This window comes from Pseudoduganella buxea (assembly GCF_009720835.1).
Classification (GTDB): Bacteria; Pseudomonadota; Gammaproteobacteria; order Burkholderiales; family Burkholderiaceae_D; genus Rugamonas; species Rugamonas buxea.
Map to the genome: position 1 here is coordinate 1 of NZ_WNKZ01000011.1, position 23,476 is coordinate 23,476.

The window sequence follows — 23,476 nt, forward strand, 5'->3', positions numbered from 1 at the left end:
GCCGCCGAAGCTGCGCTCGCCCTCGGCGCCACGGCGTGGCGGACGCGCTTCGCGCGGGCGCTCCTCGCTGCTGCGCGCGCCCGGCTTGAAGCCTTCCAGCTCGGCGCGGCGGATGGTCTGCTTGATCAGCTTTTCGATGTCGACCAGCAGGCGCTCGTCCTTGTCCGAGAAGATCGAGATGGCGTCGCCCGACGCGCCGGCGCGGCCCGTGCGGCCGATGCGGTGCACGTAGTCTTCCGCGTTGTACGGCAGGTCGTAGTTGATCACGCAAGGCAGGTCGGAGATATCGAGCCCGCGCGCGGCCACGTCGGTGGCCACCAGCACGTCGATCTCGCCGCGCTTGAACGCTTCCAGGGCCGCCATGCGTTCCTGCTGCGTGCGGTCGCCGTGGATGGCGGTGGCCTTCATGCCTTCCTGTTCCAGGCCGCGCGCCAGGCGCGACGCGCCGATCTTCGTGTTCGAGAACACGATCACCTGCTTCAGTTCGCGCTGGCGCAGGATGTGGGCCACGGCTTCGCGCTTGTTTTCCTCGCTGACCTTGTAGACCACCTGGGTGACCTTGTCGGCCGTGGCATTGCTGCGCGCGACTTCGATGGTGACGGGGTCGTTCAGGAAGCTGTTGGCCAGGCGCTTGATCTCGGTCGAGAAGGTGGCCGAGAACATCAGGTTCTGGCGCTGCTTCGGCAGCAGGTTGATGATGCGCTGCAGGTCGGGCAGGAAGCCCATGTCCAGCATGCGGTCCGCTTCGTCCATGACGAACATCGACACCTGGCCCAGCGACACGGTCTTCTGCTCGATGTGATCGAGCAGGCGGCCCGGCGTGGCGATGATGATCTCGACGCCGTTGCGCAGGATGGCCGTCTGCGGCTTCATGTCGACGCCGCCATAGACGACGGTCGAACGCAGCGGCGTGTGGCGCGAATACGCGGCCACGTTTTCCGCCACCTGCACGGCCAGCTCGCGCGTGGGCGTCAGGATCAGCGCGCGCACGGGGTGGCGGGCCGGGCTCATGCTGGGGCTGGCATGGGCCAGCAGCAGCTGGATGATGGGCAGCGAGAAGCCGGCCGTCTTGCCGGTACCGGTCTGGGCGGCGCCCATCACGTCGCGGCCTTTCAGCACGACGGGAATGGCCTGGGCCTGGATCGGGGTCGGGTGTTCATAACCCTGGTCCGTCAGCGCACGCAGGATATCGGGCGACAGGCCGAAGTCGGCGAAGCGCACCGGGGCGGATGCCGCAGGCTCAATATCGGAAGCCGAAGCGGAAGCGGAAGCTGGAGGGGTTTCGAAATCGGACATATTCTGGGGCGGCGGACGGGCCGCCATGCTCTCTACATTTAATCAGTGGGAACGCCGCCACCTGCGCTGCGTTCGTGTTCGGCCGGCCGGCCGCGGGGTGTGCGCGGCGCTTGCCGGGATGACGGCGCTGGCGACGTGTGGCACGAAAGCCTGCAGCCTGCGCGCGCAACGGCCAGAGCAGCCAACCCCGGATCATACCCGTTTCGGCCGGGATACGCACAAATCGCGACATTTGAATGCAAAATTATTGCATAAAAGGAATGTATAATCGCCGGATGCACTGCACACCTGTCCCAATTCCCCCATTTGCGCGGCCGCGCGCCCTCTGCCAGCTGATGCTCGGCTTCCTGATCGCCATCCTGCTGGCCGGCGCCGCGCTGGCGCAGCCGGCGGCGCCGCCGACCCTGCGCTTCAAGAAGCTGGGACCGCTGGGCAACGACGAGCCGTCGATGCTGTCGCTGCTGCAGGATCGCCAGGGCTTCATGTGGATCGGTACCCACGTCAACGGCCTGTACCGCTACAACGGCTACCAGGCCGTGCGCTACACGAGCCGGTCGAACGACGCGAAAAGCCTGCCGCACGACCGCGTGTCGGCCCTCTATGAAGATGGCAAGGGCCGCATCTGGGCCGGCACGCAGGACGGCCTGGCCCGCTACAACCCGGCCACCAACGACTTCACTGTGTTCCGCGCGCCACAGGGGCCGAAGAACCGGGGCATCATCAAGGCCATCATTTCGGACGGCAAGGACGGCATGTGGATCGCCAGCTGGGGCGGGCTGCAGCACTTCGATCCGGCCACCGGCAAGTTCGTCGTGTACGAGCACGACGCGGCCCGCCCGGGCAGCCTGGCCACCAACGACCTGAACGCCATCGCGCTGGACGCCAAGGGCGGCGTGTATGCCGCCACGTGGCCGGGCGGACTGGACTACCTGCCGCCGGGCGGCACCGAGTTCGTCCATTACACCGTCGATCCGGCCGACCAGCCCGACCCGCGCATGAATATCGTGCGCGCGCTGCAGTTCGACAAGGCCGGCAACCTGTGGATCGGCACCGAAAGCGGCGCGCTGCGCTGGGATGCGGGCACGCCGTGGAGCGAACGGCGCGTGCTGGTGGCGCCGAACAGCCGCGTCAACAGCTTCTATATCGACCGCGAGCAGACCCTTTGGGCCACCACCCTGTCGGCCGGCCTGCTGCGCTGGGACGCGCGGGCCGGGCGCTTCAGCCAGTTCTCGCACAATCCCAGCGACCCGTTCTCGCTGCCGGGCGACAACCTGCGCGCCATCACGCAGGACCGGGGCGGCATGCTGTGGATCGCCTCGTTCACGGACGGCATCAGCCTCGTCAACCTGAACAGCACGGGCTTTGCCCGCTACGTGCCGCACAGCGCCGACCAGACGGGCGCGCCCGGCACCAATGCCGTGCTCAGCATCGCGCAGGCGCCGGCCGGCAAGCTGTGGCTGGGCGGTAACGTGGGCATCAGCCTGTTCGATCCGGCCACCAATGCCGTCATCCGCCGCTATGTGTCGGACCCGAAGAAGCCCGGCACCCTGACGCAGAATATCGTCTACTGCCTGTACCAGGACCCGGACGGCCCCCTGTGGGCCGGCACCTCGAACGGCCTGAACCGGCTGGACGATCCGGACGGCAGCTTCCAGTCCGTTCACTTCGGCAATACGGCCAGCGACTACATCAACGGCATCGCCCCGGGCCGCGACGGCGTGCTGTGGCTGGCCACCGGCAACAGCCTGATCCGTTACGAGCCGGCCAGCGGCACGCACCGCATGTACCGCAACGACCCGAAGGACCCGGACAGCCGCAGCGTCAACGGCACATCGACGGTGCTGGAGGACCGCAGCGGCCGCGTGTGGATGGGTTCCGAATGGAACGGCGGCGGGCTGGACCTGCTGGATCCGAAGACGGGCAAGTTCCGCCACTTCGAGCACGATCCGAAGTCGCCCGACAGCCTGGCCGACGACAACGTCTCGAGCCTGCACGAGGATTCGCTGGGCCGCCTGTGGGTGGGCACGGCCAAGGGCCTGCAGCAGGTGGTGCTGCGCGAAGGCGGCCGGATCGGCTTTCGCTCCTATCTTGCCGCCACCAACGGCGCCAAGATCCTGTCGATCCGCAACGACCTGGACGACAGGCTGTGGGTCAGCACCATCGCCGGCCTGTACCGAATCGATCCGGCCACGGGCAAGTCGATGCAGTACACGGCGGCGGACGGCATGACGGACGGCTTCACCATCAATTCCTCGCTGCCCGGCCCGAACGGCCTGCTGTACTTCGGCGGCGTGCACGGCATGACGGCCATCGCCCCGCGCGACGTGCGCAGCCCGACGGCGGCGCCGCAGGTGGCCATCACGGACATCAAGGTCTACAACCATTCGCTCAGCGAAGCGCGCCCCCATCCGGGCGTGAAGCTGGAAGGCGCCGTGACGGCCCCGCGCGCGCTGACCCTGGCGCCGGAAGCCTCCGGCTTCTCGATCGAATTCGCCGCGCTGCACTACACGGAGCCGGGCCTGAACCGCTATGCCTACCGGCTCGAAGGCTTCGACAAGGACTGGGTCGAAACGGACGCCACCCGCCGCGCCGCCACCTATACCAACCTCGATCCGGGCCGCTACCGCTTCAGCGTCAAGGCCGCCAACCACCGGGGCGTGTGGAACACGGAGCCCGCTTCCCTGCTGGTGACGATCACGCCGCCGTTCTGGCAGACGTGGTGGTTTCGCATCCCGGCCGCCGTGCTGGCCTGCGCGCTGCTGTGGGCCTTCTACCGCTGGCGCGTGCGGCGCCTGACGCAGTTGAAGGCGGCGCTGGAACGCATCGTTGCCGTGCGCACGGCCGAACTGGAACAGTCGAACCTGAAGCTGGCGGCCCTGTCGACGACGGACGGCCTGACGGGCGTGACGAACCGGCGCGGCTTCGACACCCAGCTGGCCAGCGAATGGCGCCGCGCCGCGCGCTCCGGCCAGCCGCTGGCGCTGCTGGTGCTGGACGTCGACTACTTCAAGAGGTACAACGACCGCTACGGCCACGTGGCCGGCGACGCCTGCCTGCGCTCCGTGGCAGCCCTGGTGGCACGCCACGCACGCCGCCCCACCGACCTGGCGGCCCGCTACGGCGGCGAGGAATTCGTGCTGCTGTCGGCCGGCACCGAAAGCGCGGACGCGCTGCAGACGGCACAGGACATCTGCACCGAGCTGGCGGCGATGGAATTCGAGCATGAAGAGTCGCCCTTCGGGCGCGTCACCATCAGCATCGGCGTGGCCGTGCAGGTGCCGACGGAAGGCGCCGACCCGGACGAACTGGTGCAGCGCGCCGACCGCGCCCTGTACCGCGCCAAGATCCGCGGCCGCAACCAGGCCATGCTGGCGTCGAAGGATGGCTGACGTGGCCACCACGCGCGCCGTTCCTGCACCCGATCCGCGTCCCGAGCCGCCGCCCAAGCCGGAACCGGGCGACTGCTGCGGCAGCGGCTGCGCCGTGTGCGTGTATGACCTGTACGAGGAAGCGCTGGAACGGTACCGCGAACTGCTGGCGGCCTGGCTGGCGCGGCATCCGAGCGGCTGACTTGAACCACCCTGCCTCACGCGCCGGCTAGAACGTCTCCCACTCATCCTCCTGCGGCTTCGAAGGCTTCGCCGCAGCCAGCGCCGGCCGTGGCGCGACGGCCACCGGCCGCGCCTTGGCGGCGGCCACCATCCGCGCCGGTGCCGTGGCGGCCTGCGCGGCAATGCCGGCCATGGCCTGCGCGTTCAGCCGGAACACGCTGACGATCTGCGCCAGCCGGGCGGCCTGCTGCTGCATCGACTCGGCGGCGGCGGCCGATTCCTCCACCAGGGCCGCGTTCTGCTGCGTGGTCTGGTCCATCTGCACCACCGCCTGGTTGACCTGCTCGATGCCGGCACTCTGCTCGCTGCTGGCGGCCGTGATTTCGCTCATGATGTCCGTCACGCGGGTGATGCTGGCGACGATTTCATCCATCGTGTTGCCGGCCTCGTTGACGAGGCGCGAGCCCGTGTCGACCTTGTCGACCGAGTCGTTGATCAGCTGCTTGATGTCCTTGGCGGCGGCCGCCGAGCGCTGCGCCAGGTTGCGCACCTCGCTGGCGACGACGGCGAAGCCCCTGCCCTGCTCGCCCGCACGCGCCGCCTCGACCGCGGCATTCAGGGCCAGGATATTGGTCTGGAAGGCGATGCCGTCGATGACGGAAATGATGTCGACGATCTTGCGCGACGCTTCATTGATGGACGCCATCGTCCCGACCACTTCGCCGACGACGGCGCCGCCCCGCACGGCGATGCCCGAGGCCGACTGCGCCAGCTGGTTGGCCTGGCGCGCATTGTCCGCGTTCTGCTTGACGGTGGACGTGAGCTGCTCCATCGACGACGCCGTCTGCTCCAGCGCGCTGGCCTGTTCCTCGGTGCGGGCCGACAGGTCCTGGTTGCCGGCCGCGATCTCGCTGGAGGCCGTGGCGATGGTGTCCGTGCCCGTACGGACCTGGGCCACCAGGCCCTGCAGCCTGGCCGTCATGTCGCGCAGGGCCGCCATCAGTTCGCCCGTTTCGTCGCGCGAGCGCACGTCGATTTCCTGGGTCAGGTCGCCCTCGGCCACGGCCCGCGCCGCGTCGACGGCCTGGCGCAGGGGCCGCGCGACGATGCGCGCCACCCACAGCGCCAGGGTGCAGCCCAGCACCAGCGCCAGTGCCAGCAGGGCCAGCGACGTGGCGCGGGAGTTCTGGTACAGCGCTTCGGCTTCATCGCTGGCCTTCTTGCCGCCGTCGACATTCATCGTCACGAGCTTGTCCAGCGCGGCGGTGGCGTCGGTCAGGATTTTTGCGGACTGGCCGGCCGCGGCAGCACGGGCCTCGGCCTTCAGGTTCTGGCGCGACAGGCCGATCACCTTGTTGTGCTCGACCAGGAACAGCTGCCAGTTGCGTGCGAAGTCCTGGTAGATGGCCCGTTCCTCCGGGCTGGAAATGAGTTTCTCGTAGTTCTCCGCGTTGCTGCGCTGGGCCGCCAGTGTCTTGGCCATGCGGTCTTCATAGGTATCGAGCGACTTGGGCACGTCGGTCAGCATGTGCGCCAGCTGCCAGCGGCGCAGCTCGCCCACGTCGGTGCGCAGCTGCATCACGGCGCGTACGCTGGGCATCCAGTTCGCGGCCAGCGCGGTCGACGCATCGTTCAGTTTCGACATCGCGCTGATACTGGCAATCCCCATGATCAGCATCAGCAACTGGACGATACCGAACACGGCAAGCAGCTTCGGCGCGATTTTCAGGTCGTAGAACCACTTCATGGCATCTCCTCGACGGCACCTCGATCGCCTCGCGGCCTGGCGGCCAGCGGGGGCGGCGGCTTCGGGTCCCTGGATGTAGGTTGATGGTCGCCCACAAATGCACGGCGTTCTCCAGCCGGCGGCTGGCGCCAGCATGCCACGCACCGTCAAAACACGGAGCCACGCAGCGAAAACCGGGGCCGTCCCGCGCTTTCCATCGGTGCGGCGGCCGGGTACAGTAAGGCTTTTTGCGGGAGGTCCCATGCAACGCCGTACCCTGCTTGCCCTCGTCATGCTGGGCCTGTCGATCGCCGCCGTGCCGGCCCGGGCCGACGAGCGCGTTTTCCCACCGGAAGCGAAGCGCGGCCGCATGACACCGGGCTACTTCCCCGACATCACGCTGGACGGCAAGGCCCGCAGGCTGTCGCCGGCTGCCCGCATCTTCAACCAGGACAACCTGGTCGAAGTCCCCGCTGCGCTGCGCGGCAGCGATATCGTGGTGAATTACACACAGAATGCTGACGGCGACATTGACCGCGTGTGGTTGCTCACACCCGATGAAGCCCGGCAAAAACCCAGGCAACGGTGACACGGGAGGCTGGTTGTTGCGTAAAGAGCAAGTTGTGTTATGGAAAGTCTAATTTCGTTGTTGCAATCGATGTGTTACTGGTTTACTATTTGATTTCGGCCAAACAATTGCCGCCATTCTCTTCCTGCCCCCACTCCCGGCAAGAACGAACCAAAGAAAATCAAATGACCATTGCACGTATTGCCAAGATCGCGCTGCTGAGCGCAACCCTGCTGACCGCCGGCGCGGCCAATGCCACCTTCTTCCACTCCAAGGCAGGCGTGGGCAAGGCCTCCGTGGACGACGTCAAGCTGGCCGGCGAGAACGCCGACAAGCTGGCCTACTCCAGCGGCGATTCGCTGACCGTCTTCGGCCCCAGCACGGCCGGCTTCAACTCCGCCTTCAAGAGCAGCGGCACCGGTTCGTGGGACACGCTGTACAAGGAAAACTACATCGGCTTCTTCGACCTGGACTTCAGCCGGGCATTCGATTTCGGCTTCACGGAAAGCCGCGACGGCAAGACCGGTACGTGGACCATCACGAACGTCAGCAAGACCGTGGACGCCACCCTGGACCTGGCCCTGTCGCTGAACGGCGTCAACGCCGGCAGCACGACCTTCCTGTTCGATAACCAGGCCATCGGCGCCGGCCAGACCCTGACGGGCAGCTGGAATATCGAGTGGCTCAACAACGGCGGCAAGACCGCCCGGTTCGACGACGCCGTGATCTTCGGCCGCGACCTGTCGTTCAAGGCCGTTTCGCCGGTGCCGGAACCGGGCACGCTGCCGATGCTGGCCGCCGGCCTGGCGCTGGTCGGCCTGCTGGCGCGCCGAGTACGCAAATAAGTACGCAAACAAGCACGCAAACAAGCATGTGATGAAATAAGAAGCAGTAAAGAAGAACCGGTAGTCCTCTTCGGGCCCGCGGCGCAAGCTGCGGGCTTTTTCTTTGGCGCTGTGTGAACGAGCGCACTGCCGGGTACGGCTATTGGACGCTAAGGTGAGGCATACCCCGGGATCGCCGGGGCGACTGCCTGCGCGCCATTGCTGCCATGCCGGGCTGCCCCGCGATCCTTTAACGCCACGATAAAGGATACGCCATGCAAGCTCCCGAGCGCCATCCGCTGACCATCACCGTCAACGGCCGCGAGCACACATTGGAACTGGAAGCCTGGGTCACCCTGCTCGACCTGCTGCGCGAGCGGCTCGGGCTGACGGGCACGAAGAAGGGCTGCGACCACGGCCAGTGCGGCGCGTGCACGGTGCTGGTGGACGGTCGCCGCATCAATTCCTGCCTGACCCTGGCCGTGATGCAGGACGGCCGTGACATCACCACCGTGGAAGGCCTGGCCGACGGCGACAAGCTGCACCCGGTGCAGCAGGCGTTCGTCGAGCACGATGCCTTCCAGTGCGGTTACTGTACGCCGGGGCAGATCTGTTCGGCCGTGGGCCTCGTCAACGAAGGCCAGGCGCGCTGCTCGGCCGACGTGCGCGAGCTGATGAGCGGGAACATCTGCCGCTGCGGCGCCTACCCGCAGATCCTGCGCGCCGTCAGCCAGGTGGCGGGCATCGACCCGGCCAGCGAGAACGCCGAACGGGGCGTCGTGACGGGGACGGTGCCGGCATGAACCCATTCGCCTACTCCCGCCCCGCCGATCTAGACGGCGCGCTGCAGCAGATCGCCGCCAACGCCGGCGACAGCAACGAAAACGGCAGCGACAACACGGCCAACCAGCACGAAGTACGCTTCATCGCCGGCGGCACCAACCTGCTCGACCTGCTGAAGGAAGGCGTGCAGGCGGCGCCGCGCCTGGTCGACATCAACCGCCTGCCCTTCGACCAGATCGAGGAAACGCCGGACGGCGGCCTGCTGCTGGGCGCCCTGGCCCGCAATGCCGACACGGCCTACCACCCGCTGGTGAAGGAGCGCTATCCGCTGCTGGCCGACGCCATCCTGGCGGGCGCCTCGCCGCAGCTGCGCAATATGGCCAGCAACGGCGGCAACCTGCTGCAGCGCACCCGCTGCTACTACTTCTACGACGTCGCCACCCCGTGCAACAAGCGCACGCCGGGCAGCGGCTGCTCGGCCATCGGCGGCGTCACGCGTCAGCACGCCATCCTCGGCACGTCCGAACACTGCATCGCCACCCACCCTTCCGACATGTGCGTGGCCCTGGCCGCGCTGGAAGCGGTGGTGCACGTGCAGTCGGTGCGGGGCAAGCGCGAGATCGCCTTCGCCGACTTCCACCGGCTGCCGGGCGACCGGCCCGACCGCGACACGACCCTGGCGGCCGACGAGCTGATCACCCATATCGCCCTGCCGCCCGCCACGCAGTTCGCCGGCCACTCGGCCTACCTGAAGCTGCGCGAACGGCTGTCGTATGCCTTCGCGCTGTCCTCCGTGGCGGCGGCCCTGGACATGGGCGAGGACGGCAGCATCCGCGCGGCCCGCATCGCCGTCGGCGGCGTGGCGCACAAGCCCTGGCGCAAGCCGGAGGCCGAGGCGCTGCTGGCCGGCGAGCGGCCGTCCGACGAACTGTTCGGCCGCGTGGCCGACGCGCTGCTGGCCGGCGCCGTGGGGCGCGGCGCGAATGATTTCAAGATTCCGCTGGCGCGCAACGCCATCGTGCGCGCGCTGCAGGTAGCCGTGCACGGCACCGTCAAGAACTGGAGCGCCACGCCGGACGATACCGAACAAGGAGAAACACCATGACCGATCTGATCGAGGCATTGCAGGCCCCCGTGGCCGACCCGGGCACGGGCCAGGTACGCACCGGCACGCCCGTCTCGCGCATCGACGGCCGCGCCAAGGTCACCGGCCAGGCCAAGTACGCAGCCGAACACTTCGCGCCCGACCTGGCCTACGGCGTCGTCGTCAACAGCCCCGTGGCGAAGGGCCGCATCACGGCCATCCACGTCGACGAAGCGCTGGCCGTGCCGGGCGTGGTGCAGGTGCTGACGCATGCGAACCGCCCCAAGGTACGGGGCTTCGACATCGCCTACAAGGACATGACGGCGCCGGCCGGCGCCCCGTTCCGGCCCCTGTACGACGACAAGGTGTTCTACAGCGGCCAGCCGGTTGCTCTGGTCGTGGCCGAAACGTTCGAGGCGGCCCGCTACGCCGCCTCGCTGGTTCGCATCGACATCGACCAGGAAGCGCACGACACCAAGCTGTCGGCCAATGTCGACAAGGCCTACAAGCCCAAGCCCCTGAAGGCCGGCTTCGAACCGCCCCCGAGCGAAAAGGGCGACGCCGACAAGGCTTTTGAGGCTGCGCCCGTGAAGGTCGATGCCCAGTTCTACAGCGGTGTCGAGCACCACAACCCGATGGAGCTGTTCGCCTCCACCGTGATCCGCGAGGCGGACGGCCATCTCACCATCTACGACAAGACGCAAAGCTCGCAGAACAGCCGCTGGTACGTGTCGCACGTGTTCGGCCTGTCGAAATCGAAGGTCACGGTGCGCAATACCTATGTGGGCGGCGCCTTCGGCTCCGGCCTGCGTCCGCAATATCAGCTGACCCTGGCCGTGATGGCGGCGCTGCACCTGAAACGCTCGGTACGCGTCGTGCTGACGCGCCAGCAGATGTTCACCTTCGGCCACCGCCCCGAAACGCTGCAGCGGGTGAAGCTGGCCGCGGAGCGCGACGGCACCCTGCGCTCGATCTATCATGAGGCGATTGCCGAGACGTCGCATATCGAGGATTACGTGGAAGTGGTGGTCAACTGGTCCGGCCTGCTCTACGCCTGCGACAACATCAAGTTCGACTACAAGCTCGTCAAGCTGGACCAGTACACCCCGATCGACATGCGCGCGCCCGGCGCCGCCCACGGCGTGCATGCGCTGGAAGTGGCGATGGACGAGCTGTCCTACGAGCTGGGCATGGACCCGCTGGCGCTGCGCCTGAAGAACTACGCCGACCGCGCGCCGGTGGAGGACAAGCCCTACTCCAGCAAGGAACTGCGCGCCTGCTATGAACTGGGCGCGAAGCAGTTCGGCTGGGACAAGCGCCCGCTGGCGCCCCGCTCGATGCGGGAAGGGACGGAACTGGTGGGCTGGGGCATGGCCACCGGCGTGTGGGACGCGATGCAGATGTTTGCCCGCGCCAGTGCCGTGCTGCACGCGGACGGCAAGCTGGTGGTCTCCAGCGCCGCCACCGATATCGGCACCGGTACCTACACGGTGATGGCGATGATCGCCGCCGAGGCCATGGGCCTGCCGCTGGAGGACGTGACGTTCCAGCTGGGCGACTCGACCCTGCCGGTGGCGCCCATCGAGGGCGGCTCCTCGCACGTGACGACGGTCGGCTCGGCCGTTGCGGGTGTGTGCGAGAAGCTGCGCAAGACCCTGCTCAAGCACGCCCAGAAACTGGCCGATTCGCCGTTCGCCAAGGCGAGGAACCGCGACGTGGAATTCGTCGCCGGGACTTTACGGTTGAAGAAGCACCCCGAGACGGCCGTGCCGCTCGCCACCATCCTGGCTGACAGCGGCGTCGTGCGGCTGGAGGAAAAATACCTGATGCTGCCCAATATGCTCAAGCAGCGCAAGTTCCGCCGCCTGGTGCATTCGGCCGTGTTCGTGGAAGTGCGGGTGGACGAGGAGCTGGGCGTCGTGCGCGTCACGCGCGTGGTCGATGCCGTGGCGGCCGGGCGCATCATGAACCTGAAGACGGCCACCAGCCAGGTCGTCGGCGGCATCGTCTGGGGCATCAGCCAGGCCCTGCATGAGGAAAGCTACACGGACCACCGCTTCGGCCGCTTCATGAACCATAACCTGTCGGAATACCATGTGCCGGTGAACGCCGACATCCACGCCATCGACGTCATCTTCGCCAACGAAGACGACCGCATCGTCAGCCGGCTGGGTGCCAAGGGCGTGGGCGAGATCGGCATCGTCGGCGTGGCGGCGGCCATCAGCAACGCCATCTACCACGCCACGGGCCGGCGCCTGCGCAGCACGCCGATGACGCCGGACAAGGTGCTGGCCGGCTTCGACGGCCCGCCGGCGGCAACCGGCGCCTGACGCGTCAGCGCAGCAGGTCAGCTGTAGTAACTCAGATGTAGTAGATCAGGGCGGCAACGCCCACGATCAGGGCGATCTTGGTGATCTTGTAGACGGTCTTGTTCCACGCCTTGAAGCGCCGGCGGTATTTGCCGGCGTAGAAGGAGACGCGGAACAGCTTGCTGACGAGGCCCACCTGGTCGCCCGTTTCGTTCGGCGACGCGGCAGCCGTCATCATCGTCTTGCCGAGGAAGCGGTTGATCGCCTGCGCCCAGCGGAAACGCATCGGCCGCTCGATATCGCAGAACAGGATGATGCGGTCGCTTTCGCTGCCGTTGATGGCCCAGTGGATATAGGTTTCGTCGAACATCACGGGCTGGCCGTCGCGCCAGCTGTGGCGCTCGCCGTCGACGTCGATGAAGCAGCGGTCGTCGTTCGGCGTGGCCAGGCCCAGGTGGTAGCGCAGCGAGCCGGCGAACGGGTCGCGGTGGGGATTGAGCTTGCCGCCCGGCGGCAGCTCGGCGAACATGGCCGCCTTCACGGACGGAATACCCTGCAGCAGCGCATGGGTCTGCGGGCACAGCTGGGCCGCCGACGGGTGGCTGGCGTTATACCACTTCAGGTAGAAGCGCTTCCAGCCGGCCTTGAAGAAGGAATTGAAGCCGGCGTCGTCGTTCTGCTCGGAAGCCTTGATCTTCTGCAGGCGCAGCAGGTTTTCCGCCTCGGCGCGGATTACCTGCCAGTTCTGCTGCAGCGGCGCCAGTTCGGGGAAATTACTGACCGGCAGGTAGGGCGTGGACGGCACGCGCGAGAACGAGTGCATGAAGATATTGATCGGTGCCATGAACGACGAATGGTCGAACAGCTGGCGCCCGAACGGCAGGCGCACGCGGCCACGGAAGTGGATGTGCAGGACCGACAGAAAGTAAAAACCGATAATGGCCCATTTCATGGTGCAGAACCCCTGAATCGCTAAACCGGCCATTCTAACGCAGCTGCCTGACGGCCGCTCGGCCGGCTTTGACTCCCCGTAGCGCGCGTGGCGCCGCGGCACGCGGCGGATCAGGTGTCTGACCGAGTGCCCGAAAACTTCCCGGCCGGTGCCCCTCACCGGCCGCACCGTTCCACTTTCATAAATGAACGCAACAGAAATTGTAATTGCGCTAGCTTTTCGCGAAAGAAAAGCTTAGCTTGGCGATAACACCTGGGAGATTCTTATGTCCGCAGCCCGGCAGTCATCGCAGATACGCGGCTCCGTCATGGAGGCCATCGGCAACACGCCCGTCGTGCAGTTGCAGCGCCTGTTCCAGGGCCACGAGGTGGTGGCCAAGCTGGAGTACATGAACCCCGGCGGCAGCATCAAGGACCGCATGGTGCGCTACCTGCTGCGGCACCGGCCCGCCGACGTGCGCCATGTGGTGGAAAGTTCTTCCGGGAATACGGGCGCGGCGCTGGCCATGGCCAGTGCCGTACTGGGGCTGGATTGCGATGTCACCGTGCCCGACCACACCAGCGCGGAAAAGGTCAAGCGCATCGAAGCCTACGGCGCGCGCGTGCATCCGTGCGCGGCCGATGTACCCGAGTCCGATAGCCGCAATTACCAGGCCGTGGCGGAGCGGCTGGCGGCCGACGAAGGGGCCTGGCACCTGGACCAGTACCGCTCGGAACTGAACCGCCAGGCCCACTACGCCGACACGGCGCCGGAGCTGTGGGACCAGCTCGACGGGCAGCTCGACTACTTCGTCTGCGGCATCGGCTCGGGCGGCACCATTTCCGGCATCGGCCGCTTCCTGAAGGACCGCGATCCGAACGTGACGGTGATCGGCATCGAACCGCGCAACTCCGGCTATCGCCCCGTCATCACGGACGTGGCCAACGACGGCGACTTCGGCACCGTCATCGAAGGCGTCGGCAAGCGCCGCCCGCCGCCCGCCTTCGACGCCGCCGTCGTCGATGACGTGATCCAGGTCGATGACGCCGATGCCCTGGCCTACTGCCACCGGCTGGCGCGCGAGGAAGGCATCCTGGCCGGCGGTTCCAGCGGCTGCGTCACGGCCGGCATCGCCCGGCTGCTGCCCCGCCTGCACGGCAGGGTGGCGACGGTGTTTCCGGATTCCGGCGCCTACTACCTGTCGAAGTACTTCTGACGGACCGCCCTACTTGCACGCGCCCTGCAGGAAGGCATCGACACGCTTGTAGAAATCGATGCGGTTGTTCTCGTGACGCAGGCCGTGCCCTTCGTCGGCGTACACCACCCATTCCAGCTGCTTGTTATTGCCGCTCAAGGCGCTGCGCAGGCGCTTGGCGTGCTCGATGGGCACGCGCCTGTCCTCGGCGCCGTGGGCGATCAGCAGGGGCTGGGTCAGCTGGCCGGCCAGCGCCACGGGCGAATTCTGGCGGAATACGTCGGCATCCTTGTCCGGGTCGCCGATCAGGGTGCGCATGTCGTAGCGCAGGCTGTGCTCGGAAAAGTCGCCGCGGGCGGACGTGAACATCAGGTCGATATCGGTAACGCCGACCAGGTCGATACCGCAACGGAACAGCTCGGGATTGCGAATCAGACCCATCAAGGTGGCATAGCCACCGTAGCTGGCCCCCATGATGGCGATGCGCCGTGGATCGGCCAGGCCCTGCTTGATGGCCCACTGGGCCGTATCGGCCAGGTCGTCCTGCATGGTGCGGCCCCACTGCTGCCAGCCGGCCTTGAAATGGGCGACACCGAAGCCCCGGCTGCCGCGAAATTCCGGCTGCAGCACCAGGTAGCCGCGCGAGGCCAGGAACTGGGCCTCGTCATCCCATTCCCAGGAGCTGCCCCGTACCCATGGGCCGCCATGCACCAGCATCACGACGGGCAGCGGTCCCTCCGCTTTCCCTGGCGGTGTCGTCACGTACAGGGGAATCTTCAGCCCGTCACGGGCGGCGATGCGGTGGAACTCGCGCTGGCCCATGTCGGCCCGCTTGATCGCCGGGTGCCTACCGCCCAGGCTGACGATGGCGTTGGTGGCGGGCGTGTAGACCAGGTATTCGGTCGGCTGGCGGTCCGACGAGGACTCGACCAGCAGCGCCACCGGGTCGCGGCAATCCGCGCTGCAACTGATGCGGTTGCTCCTGCCCGGCACCAGCGCGTCGATTTTCTGCTGCGCCGCCTTCATGGCCGGATCGAACCACACGGTCGACCTGGCATCGGACAGGAAGTCCAGGCCCAGCAGCTTGCGCGCCGCATAGTCGATGTGGGGCGAACCGTTGAAGTCGAAGCCCTCCAGCACCAGCAGCGGGTCCGCCGCGCGCTGCCGCTTGGCGATATCGAAGGTGTACAGGGCCTTGTGGCCCTTGTAATTGGCGGTGACGTACAGCGTGTTGCGGCTGTCGAAAAATTCCGGCGCGAACACCGTATCGCGGTAGCACTCGGCGTTGCTGATCTCCGTCCAGTCCTTGCCGTCCTTTTCCCGGTACGACAGGATGCAGCGCCCCTTGTCCTTCGAATACGCGATGCGCGGCGTATCGTCCGTGTCGAGCAGCCATGCCTGCACGCGCCCCGGCTGGGTGCCGGGCAGCAGGTCCGAAAGGGTGCGTGTACGCGTATTGAGGCGATACAGGCGCGACGTGTCGGGCTGCCGGTCGATGTTGTTCCAGATATGTTTTTCGACGACGATATCGTCCGAGCCGTCATGGGTCGGACCGTAATAGGCATAGGCAGCCGTTAATACCCGGTCCTTCATGTGCGAACCGGTTTTCTCCTGGCGGTGATACCAGTTCCCGGAAATAAGGTGCGTGACATTGCTGCCATCCCGATTGACGGCAATTTCCTCGTAATTGCCCTCGAATTCCACGCGCAGATCCTTGACGGTGAATGTCAGGCGATCCTCGTTGACCCAGTGAATACTATAAATCGGGGCGTCCTCGCTTTTCGACACGGCGGCAATCGTGGCACTCTTCAGGTTGCGCGTATCGCGCACCTGTACCATCTGCCGGCGCTGCGCATCCGTGTACAGGTAGGCCACGTAATTGCCCTTGGGGGACAGCACGGCCTTGCTGATTTCAGGCTCGCCGAAAAAGGCTTCCGCCGGCGGCGCGGCAGCCACTGCTGCGTGGGAAGACAGCAGGAGCGTCGTGAAGACAACGCTTGGAATAGGGAATTTCATATTGACGGTCAAATAAAGGAACCGTCAATTTTCCTTGCATAATTAATATCTCGTCAAGCCGCTTGTTGGGTCCGTTGTTTTAATAACGATTCTCTCCAATATTCACGCCTGGGAAAGTTAACAGGTGGCGCGGCACCGGCACGCCACGGCCGGTGCCGCGCCCCGCGCCCGTATTAAGCCACCTGCGGCAGCTTGCCGAGCATCTTGTCGAGCGTGACGGGATAATCGCGCACGCGCACGCCGGTGGCGTTATAGATGGCATTGGCAATGGCCGCCGCCACGCCGCACAGGCCCAGTTCGCCCACGCCCTTGGCCTTCATCGGCGACGAGATCGGGTCCGTCTCGTCAAGGAAGATGACGTCCTGGTGCGGGATATCGGCATGCACGGGCACTTCGTAGCCGGCCAGGTCGTGGTTGACGAAAAAGCCGATGCGTTTGTCCACCACCAGGTCTTCCATCAGCGCCGCACCCACGCCCATCGTCATCGCACCGATCACCTGGCTGCGCGCCGTCTTCGGGTTCAGGATGCGCCCGGCCGCGCACACGGCCAGCATGCGCCGGACGCGCACTTCGCCCGTGTAGGCATCGACGCCGACCTCGACGAAGTGGGCACCGAAGGTGGACTGCTGGAACTTCTTGTCCAGGTCGCCGAACTCGATGCTGTCCTCGGCCACCAGTTCCGCCCCCTGCGCGGCCTGGCGCAGCGGCAGCGACTTGCCGCCCGCCTTGACCATGCCGTCCGTGAACTGGGCCGTGGCGGCGTCGAACCCCAGCTTCCGGGCCACGCTCTCGCGCAGCTTGACGCAGGCGGCGTACACGCCCGACGTCGAACTGTTGGCGCCCCACTGCCCGCCCGAGCCGGCCGCGGCCGGGAAGGACGAGTCGCCCAGCTTGACGACCACCTTGTCCAGCGGCACGCCCATCATCTCGGCGGCAGTCTGGGCGATGATCGTGTAGCTGCCCGTGCCGATGTCGGTCATGTCCGTCTCGACCGTGACCACGCCGTCCTGGCCCAGCCGCACGCGGGCGGCCGACTTCGTCACGATATTGTTGCGGAACGCGGACGCGACACCCATGCCCACCAGCCAGCGGCCGTCGCGCACCTGGGCCGGCTGCGCGTTGCGCTTGTTCCAGCCGAAGCGTTCCATGCCGGTGCGCATGCATTCCACATAGCGCCGCTGCGAGAACTTGCGGTCCCGTTTTTCCGGGTCCACCGTCGTGTCGTTGACGATGCGCAGCATCACCGGGTCCATCTTCAGCTTTTCGGCCAGCTCGTCGATGGCGATTTCCAGCGCCATCATGCCGGGTGCCTCGCCCGGCGCGCGCATGGCATTGCCTTCGGGCAGGTCGAGCACGGCCAGGCGCAACCTCGTCATCCGGTTCGCGCCCGCATACAACAGGCGGGTCTGGTTGACGGCCGTTTCCGGTTTGCCGTCCGGCAGGTCGCCGGACCAGCTTTCATGGGCGATGGCCGTGATGCGCCCTTCGCGCGTGGCGCCGATGCGCAGGCGCTGGATCGTGGCAGGCCGGTGCGTCGTGTTGTTCATCATCAGCGCGCGCTGCAGGGCCACCTTGACGGGGCGCCGCGCCGCTTTCGCGCCCAGCGCGGCCAGCACGGCTTCGCTGCGGATGAACAGCTTGCCGCCGAAGCCGCCGCCGATGTACGGCGAAATGAGCCGCACGTTTTCCTTCGGCAGGTTCAACGTCCTGGCCATGTCGGCCACGCTCCAGGCGATCATCTGGTTCGACGTCCAGATCGTCACCTTGTCGCCTTCCCAGCTGGCGATGCTCGCATGCGGTTCCATCATCGCGTGGCTCTGGTCCGGCGTCGTGTAGGTGGCGTCCAGTTTCACGGGCGCGCTGTCGAAGGCCTGGGCAAAGTTGCCGGCCTTGGTTTCCGGCGGATCGTCTTCCGTCTTCGGCACCTTGGCGCTGCCCTTGGCGGCGGCCAGGTCGTAGGCGCCCTTCTCCTTGACGTATTTCACCTTGACCAGCCCGGCCGCGGCGCGGGCCTGCTCGAACGATTCCGCCACCACCAGCGCAATGGCCTGGTGGTAGTGTTCGATCTTCGGGCCGCCCAGCAGGGTCGCCGTGTTCATCTTGCCCTTGCCGAGCTTGCCGGCCGTGTCGGCCGTGACGATGGTGATGACGCCGGGTGCGCGTTGGGCGTCGGCCAGGTCCATCGACGCGATGCTGCCCTTGGCGATGGCTGAGCCGACCACGTAGCCGTAAGCGGCGTTCGGCGCCGCCTCGTGCTGTTCGTAGGCGTAGGCGGCCGTGCCGGTGGTCTTTTTGGGACCGTCGATGCGGTCCACCGGCTGGCCCACGACCTTCAGCTGGTCGATGGGGTTGGTGGTGGCGGGGGTGGCAAATTTCATCGGCTTATCCTTTTCTTGCTTCCGCCAGCACGGCGTCGAGCGTGCGCTGGACCAGGGGAATCTTGAACGCGTTTTCTTCCGTCGTCTTCGCGCCGGCCAGCAGCTGATCGACGACGGCCTTGCCGCCCCGCGCCATCTGCTCGTCGGCGGCGGGCAGGCGCCATGGCTTGTGGGCCACGCCGCCCACGGCCACGCTGCCGCGCCCGTCCGGCTGCACGATGGCGGCAACGGAAATCAAGGCGAAGGCATATGAGGCGCGGTCGCGCACCTTGCGATAGAAGTGCTTGCCGCCGACGGGTTTCGGCAAGGTCACGGCGGTGATCAGCTCGCCCGGCGCCAGAGTGTGCTCGATATGGGGCGTGTTGCCGGGCAGGCGGTGGAAGTCGGCAATGGGGATCACGCGCGTGCTGCCGTCCGGCTTGACCGTCTCGATGGCGGCATCGAGCACGCGCATGGCCACGGCCATGTCGCTGGGATGGGTGGCGATGCACGCATCGCTGGCGCCGACGATGGCATGTCCCCGCGTGTAGCCGCCGATGGCGGAGCAGCCGCTGCCGGGCGAGCGCTTGTTGCACGGCATGTTGGTATCGTAGAAGTACGGGCAGCGGGTGCGCTGCAGCAGGTTGCCGGCCGTCGTGGCCTTGTTGCGCAGCTGCTGCGAAGCGCCGGCCAGCAGCGCCCGCGACAGCACGCCGTAGTCCTTGCGTACCCGTGCGTCCGCGGCCAGGTCCGTGTTGCGCACCAGGGCGCCCACGCGCAGGCCGCCGTCGCGCGTGGCCTCGATGCCGTCCAAGCCCAGGCCGTTGACGTCGACCAGGTGGGGCGGCGTCTCGATTTCCAGCTTCATCAGGTCCAGCAGGTTGGTGCCACCCGCAATGAAGCGGGCGCCATCGACGCGCATGACGGCAGCAGCGGCCTCGGCCGGCGTGCGGGCGCGCTCATAAGTAAAGACTTTCATGCTTTCCTCCCGGACACTTCGACGATCGCGTCGACGATATTCGAGTAGGCGCCGCAGCGGCAGATATTGCCGCTCATGCGTTCGCGGATTTCCGCTTCCGTCAGCAGCGGCGCCGTCGTCAGGTCGCCCGTCACGTGGCTGGGAATTCCCTTGCGGATTTCATCGAGCACGGACACGGCCGAACAGATCTGCCCGGGAGTACAGTAGCCGCACTGGTAGCCGTCGTGCTTGACGAAGGCGGCCTGCATCGGGTGCAGCTTGTCCGGCGTGCCCAGCCCTTCGATGGTGGTCACTTCGGCGCCGTTGTGCATCACGGCCAGGGTCAGGCAGGAATTGATGCGGCGGCCGTCGACGATGACGGTGCAGGCACCGCACTGGCCCTGGTCGCAGCCTTTTTTCGTGCCCGTCAGGTGCAGGTTCTCGCGCAGGGCGTCGAGCAGGGTGGTACGCGTGTCGACGTTCAGCTCGCGCTGCTTGCCGTTCACGATTAGCGCTACCTTCGACGTCACCGGTGGTCGTGGGGTTTCATTGCGGGTCGTACCTGTGGCCTGCGCGGCGGCGACGGACGGCACGGCAGCGGCCGTGGCGGACAGCGCGCCGGCGATCAACAGGTCGCGCCGGGTGTGATTGATGTCGAGTTCATCCATGTGTTCGCATCCTTTGGCTGGGTGGATTTTTGCTGGGAGGCGGCGCCGGGGAGCGCGAGCGGCGGCGGGCCATGGGTGAATGGCCGGCCAACATTGATAATAAAGCGATATCGATATTTGATTTGCACGGTTGAACGGCATGGGCTTATGCATGGCATTCATCAATGCGGGGGTCGGAACGCTGCAAGGGCGGGCCCGATGCGGTACGCTGCGCGCTGGCATGCCACCTCAGATACTCATGAAACACCTGCTCAACCTTGTCGGCTGCATCGCCGTCGTCCTGGCGATCTTCGGCGTCTTCCTGCCGCTGCTGCCGACCACGCCCTTCCTGCTGCTGGCGTCGGCCTGCTTCGTGCGCAGCTCGCCCCGGCTGCACAACTGGCTGCGCACCAACCGCGTGTTCGGCCGGTACCTGCGCGACTACGAGGACGGGCGCGGCATTCCGCTGCGGGCGAAGATCGTCGTGCTGGTCATGATGTGGGGCTCGCTGGGCTGGTCGATGACGCGGGTGCCGAACCTGCCCCTGCAGATTCTGCTGGCCGTCATCGGCACGGCCGTCACCATTTACCTGGTACGCTTCGTGCCCGTGATGCGGCGCCGCAAGTAGCCAGACCGGCCCGGACGGCGCTCTTGTCCGCACATGTATCGTAAAATACATTTTTTACAACTTTGTCCCCATGTTCCCTGCCCGTCTTTCCGTCCTCGCGGCGTATGCCGTGTGCGGCGCCGTGCACGCCGCGCCGGATGCCTTCGTCGGCATCTATTCCTCCTTCGATCCCGTGGCGAACGCGCCGGTGGACCTGCTGAAGGTGCAGGACGTGTTCGGCGAACTGGAAATCTGCACCAGCGCGGACCGGCGCTGGTCCTGCGTCGAGGCCAGCACGAAACCGGAGCTGGGCGATCGCCCCGGCCTGTTCAAGGCGGCGCCATCAGTGAAAGCCCTGGGTTCGCCGAAACTGGGTTACCTGTACAGCGCGCCGGCGGGCGTGCCCACGCGCGTGGGCACGACACCGACGGGCCATATCACGGAAATGGTGTTCGGCATCGAAGCCTTGCAGCGCCGGCCCCTGCGCGGCGGCCTGTCGCCGTCGCCGACGGGCTACCGTCAGGCCGGCCAGGAAGTGCACCTGCACGCGGCCAACTACAGCGGCGACATGCTGGCGCTGGCCGTGGCCCGCAGCGATGCGCCGACGCTGCGCACGGAACTGGACACGGTCAATGGCTACGGTGTCACCAACGGACAGTGCTGCATGCACCTGCCGCCGCCGGACAGCAAGGCGGCCGCGTCGATGATCGTCACGTATCGTGTCCTGCCGGACGGCAGGGAAACCGCCGTCACCGTGCCGCTGCCGTCCACGGCGACGCCCTCCGCGCTGTGGGTGGTGGTGCATGCGGACCGGAAGATCGAGCTGGTGCCGACGGAGGGCCGGTACAGCGACCCGGGCAGCAGCAACTGGCCGGGCAAGGTGAAGGGCATGCCGGCGCTGCCGCCAGCCCGGCGGGCCACCGTCATGGGGCAGGAAATCGCGCTGCGCAAGCAATACATTGCCAGCCTGGTCCAGCGCCGCGACAGCGCCCAACCGGGCGAGGTACCGAACGACGAAATGGGCATCGAGGAAGTGCTGCGCGTCAAGCGCCAGCAGTTGCGCTTCCTGGAAACGATGGCGAAGTGCGGCAAGGACCTCGAAGCCTGCGCGCGCGAGGCACAGCAGGCGGCGCGTGGCGTGGGCCGGGAGGACTGAACATGAAACCACTGATCTTGCCGCTGCGCCGGCTGCTGACCGGCTGCGCACCGCTCCTGCTGTGCCTGGCCGCCTGGGACGCCCACGCGGCAGGCCGGTCCTGCGCCGCCGAGCTGGGCCCGCGGGGTGCGGCCGTGCTGGTACAACAATGCCTGAAGGTGTCGCCGGCGACCCGGCCACCCTGCAACGCCGCCAACAGCTGCCAGATGATCGAAAGCGAAATCCTGCGCGGCTGCGCGCTGGTAGGCAGCGACGCGGCCCCGTTCTGCGACGCGCCGGCCAGGCCGGGCGTGGTCACGGGGACACTGGTGGGCGGCGGCGGCACCGACGACCTGCAACTGGTCGTGCGGCGCGACGACGGCAGCCGGGTATCGCTCTACTGCAAGGCCGATGGCTGCGACGACTGGTTCGAGATGACGGACGAAGGCGAGTCGCAGCAGCTGAAACGGGCATGGACCGGCAAGCGGGTCAGCATCACCGTCCGGGTCCGGCGCAACGACGGCGTCATCGCCGGCCCGGGCGATGACGAGCTGGTGCCGCTGGCCGTGAAGGTCACGTTTCTGAAGTAAGCGTGCCGGCGGCCGGCTCCGTGCCCTGGCCCGGCTCGGCCACGGTTTCCTGGCCCGGCGCGGGCGACTTGGCGCACAGCACCGGGGCGGAGAAAATCAGGGCCAGCAAGGTGGCGGCCGTAGCAAGGGTGGTGGACATGAAAAGTTCCTGTCGTCGGGGTTGTCTTGATGTCACGCATATGGGATGCCCGTTGCATATTGCAATAGCGCAAAGCACCGGCGGAATGGGAAAAGCGTATATTTCCCCTATCGTCCCATTGCCATGAAGAGGCACGCCATGAAAACATTTGTATTCGCCGCCATGCTGCTGGCGACCACGGGCGCCGGCGCCACGGCCAAGGTCACCTACGTCCATCCCGAGAAGATGACGGACGTGCCCCGCTTCCCGTCCGACCGGGAATCGATGGAATTCACCTTCCGCGAGCACCTGGAAAAATTGTCCGAACGGCTGCCCGCCGGCCAGCAACTGAGCGTGGAGTTCCTCGATATCGACCTGGCCGGCGACGTCTTCCCGCGCGTGCCGGTGCAGGACATCCGCGTACTGAAAGGCCGCGCCGACTGGCCCCGCATGCACCTGCGCTACCGCATCGAGCAGGACGGCAAGGTGCTGCGCAGCGGCGAACGGGAACTGGCCGATCCCAGTTACCTGATGAATTCGACCCGCACCAACAGCGAGCTGTACGAACACGAAAAGCGCATGCTGGACGACTGGTTCCGCAAGGAGATCCAGGCGGCCCGCTGAGCCACTCCACCGTTTACCTTTCCGTCCTTCCCTTCCGCCCGCCCCTATCGCGCCACCGCAGCGACAACCCCGCAGCGTTGCCTGCGGTTGCCTTGAATTCCGTGTCTGGCACTGAATTCGTAGCCCGGTGCCTCATCTACCCTGTTCTTCCGCACAG

The 23,476-nt window shown here is 66.7% G+C and carries 20 protein-coding genes; 12 read left to right on the forward strand and 8 right to left on the reverse strand.

The features are described 5' to 3' along the window. The coding region (locus tag GM672_RS06140) for a DEAD/DEAH box helicase (protein ID WP_155469714.1) at positions 1–1,296 on the reverse strand (1,296 nt) is incomplete at its 3' end. Positions 1,297–1,631: 335 nt separating this feature from the next. On the opposite strand from GM672_RS06140, the gene GM672_RS06145 reads away from it, so the two are divergent. Both GM672_RS06145 and GM672_RS06150 read left to right on the forward strand, forming a co-directional pair. Next, complete coding sequence (locus GM672_RS06145) at positions 1,632–4,685, forward strand: ligand-binding sensor domain-containing diguanylate cyclase (protein ID WP_155469650.1); 3,054 nt, start codon at positions 1,632–1,634, stop codon at positions 4,683–4,685. Then, positions 4,678–4,866, forward strand: a complete 189-nt coding sequence (locus GM672_RS06150; RefSeq protein ID WP_155469651.1) for an oxidoreductase-like domain-containing protein — start codon at positions 4,678–4,680, stop codon at positions 4,864–4,866. The genes GM672_RS06145 and GM672_RS06150 overlap by 8 nt, the downstream gene beginning before the upstream one ends. Before the next feature lie 27 nt (positions 4,867–4,893). Here the strand turns inward: GM672_RS06150 and GM672_RS06155 are convergent, their stop codons facing one another. Next, positions 4,894–6,594 carry a methyl-accepting chemotaxis protein gene (locus tag GM672_RS06155; RefSeq protein ID WP_155469652.1) on the reverse strand — a complete coding sequence of 567 codons (1,701 nt, stop codon included), beginning with the start codon at positions 6,592–6,594 and terminating at the stop codon, positions 4,894–4,896. A 241-nt stretch (positions 6,595–6,835) separates the two neighbouring features. On the opposite strand from GM672_RS06155, the gene GM672_RS06160 reads away from it, so the two are divergent. The 5 genes from GM672_RS06160 to GM672_RS06180 all read left to right on the forward strand — a co-directional run bounded on the left by GM672_RS06160 (position 6,836) and on the right by GM672_RS06180 (position 12,162). Beyond that, on the forward strand, positions 6,836–7,162 hold the full coding sequence (locus GM672_RS06160; RefSeq protein ID WP_229417578.1) for a hypothetical protein: 327 nt from the start codon (positions 6,836–6,838) through the stop codon (positions 7,160–7,162). Between the two features lie 164 nt (positions 7,163–7,326). Beyond that, a complete protein-coding gene (locus GM672_RS06165; protein WP_155469653.1) occupies positions 7,327–7,986 on the forward strand; it encodes a PEP-CTERM sorting domain-containing protein in 660 nt (219 codons plus the stop codon). Positions 7,987–8,240: 254 nt separating this feature from the next. Beyond that, the gene (locus GM672_RS06170) at positions 8,241–8,768 is read left to right on the forward strand and encodes a (2Fe-2S)-binding protein (RefSeq protein ID WP_155469654.1); all 528 of its coding nucleotides are present in this window, start codon (positions 8,241–8,243) and stop codon (positions 8,766–8,768) included. Continuing rightward, positions 8,765–9,853: an FAD binding domain-containing protein gene (locus GM672_RS06175; protein ID WP_155469655.1), complete on the forward strand. Its 1,089-nt coding sequence runs from the start codon at positions 8,765–8,767 to the stop codon at positions 9,851–9,853. Before GM672_RS06170 ends, GM672_RS06175 begins: the two co-directional genes overlap by 4 nt. Next, positions 9,850–12,162, forward strand: a complete 2,313-nt coding sequence (locus GM672_RS06180; protein WP_155469656.1) for a xanthine dehydrogenase family protein molybdopterin-binding subunit — start codon at positions 9,850–9,852, stop codon at positions 12,160–12,162. The genes GM672_RS06175 and GM672_RS06180 overlap by 4 nt, the downstream gene beginning before the upstream one ends. A 31-nt stretch (positions 12,163–12,193) precedes the next feature. On the opposite strand, the gene lpxO is transcribed toward GM672_RS06180, so the two are convergent. Beyond that, the gene (gene lpxO / locus GM672_RS06185; RefSeq protein ID WP_155469657.1) at positions 12,194–13,093 is read right to left on the reverse strand and encodes a lipid A hydroxylase LpxO; all 900 of its coding nucleotides are present in this window, start codon (positions 13,091–13,093) and stop codon (positions 12,194–12,196) included. Positions 13,094–13,358: 265 nt separating this feature from the next. On the opposite strand from lpxO, the gene GM672_RS06190 reads away from it, so the two are divergent. After that, positions 13,359–14,288 (forward strand): PLP-dependent cysteine synthase family protein, encoded by a 930-nt coding sequence (locus GM672_RS06190; RefSeq protein ID WP_229417579.1) that lies wholly within the window; start codon positions 13,359–13,361, stop codon positions 14,286–14,288. 9 nt (positions 14,289–14,297) lie between these two features. Here GM672_RS06190 and GM672_RS06195 read toward each other — a convergent pair whose 3' ends face one another. From GM672_RS06195 to paoA, 4 genes are all read right to left on the reverse strand, one after another. Further along, on the reverse strand, positions 14,298–16,283 hold the full coding sequence (locus GM672_RS06195) for an alpha/beta hydrolase family protein (RefSeq protein WP_155469658.1): 1,986 nt from the start codon (positions 16,281–16,283) through the stop codon (positions 14,298–14,300). A gap of 173 nt (positions 16,284–16,456) precedes the next feature. Next, the gene (gene paoC, locus GM672_RS06200) at positions 16,457–18,661 is read right to left on the reverse strand and encodes an aldehyde oxidoreductase molybdenum-binding subunit PaoC (protein WP_155469659.1); all 2,205 of its coding nucleotides are present in this window, start codon (positions 18,659–18,661) and stop codon (positions 16,457–16,459) included. Positions 18,662–18,665: 4 nt separating this feature from the next. Then, positions 18,666–19,619 carry an FAD binding domain-containing protein gene (locus GM672_RS06205; RefSeq protein WP_155469660.1) on the reverse strand — a complete coding sequence of 318 codons (954 nt, stop codon included), beginning with the start codon at positions 19,617–19,619 and terminating at the stop codon, positions 18,666–18,668. Next, positions 19,616–20,266: an aldehyde dehydrogenase iron-sulfur subunit PaoA gene (gene paoA / locus GM672_RS06210; RefSeq protein WP_155469661.1), complete on the reverse strand. Its 651-nt coding sequence runs from the start codon at positions 20,264–20,266 to the stop codon at positions 19,616–19,618. The genes GM672_RS06205 and paoA overlap by 4 nt, the downstream gene beginning before the upstream one ends. Positions 20,267–20,504: 238 nt before the next feature. On the opposite strand from paoA, the gene GM672_RS06215 reads away from it, so the two are divergent. The 3 genes from GM672_RS06215 (at position 20,505) to GM672_RS06225 (ending at position 22,577) form a co-directional block, all read left to right on the forward strand. Then, positions 20,505–20,873 carry a YbaN family protein gene (locus GM672_RS06215; protein ID WP_155469662.1) on the forward strand — a complete coding sequence of 123 codons (369 nt, stop codon included), beginning with the start codon at positions 20,505–20,507 and terminating at the stop codon, positions 20,871–20,873. 70 nt (positions 20,874–20,943) lie between these two features. Next, on the forward strand, positions 20,944–22,008 hold the full coding sequence (locus tag GM672_RS06220; RefSeq protein ID WP_155469663.1) for a hypothetical protein: 1,065 nt from the start codon (positions 20,944–20,946) through the stop codon (positions 22,006–22,008). Between the two features lie 2 nt (positions 22,009–22,010). Next, entirely contained in the window at positions 22,011–22,577 is a 567-nt protein-coding gene (locus GM672_RS06225; protein WP_155469664.1) for a hypothetical protein, read from the forward strand. Here the strand turns inward: GM672_RS06225 and GM672_RS06230 are convergent. Continuing rightward, entirely contained in the window at positions 22,561–22,716 is a 156-nt protein-coding gene (locus tag GM672_RS06230; RefSeq protein WP_155469665.1) for a hypothetical protein, read from the reverse strand. The genes GM672_RS06225 and GM672_RS06230 overlap by 17 nt on opposite strands. Positions 22,717–22,854: 138 nt before the next feature. Here GM672_RS06230 and GM672_RS06235 point away from each other — a divergent pair, with 138 nt between their 5' ends. Beyond that, the gene (locus tag GM672_RS06235) at positions 22,855–23,319 is read left to right on the forward strand and encodes a DUF3016 domain-containing protein (protein WP_170299950.1); all 465 of its coding nucleotides are present in this window, start codon (positions 22,855–22,857) and stop codon (positions 23,317–23,319) included. The last annotated feature ends 157 nt before the right edge of the window (positions 23,320–23,476 follow it).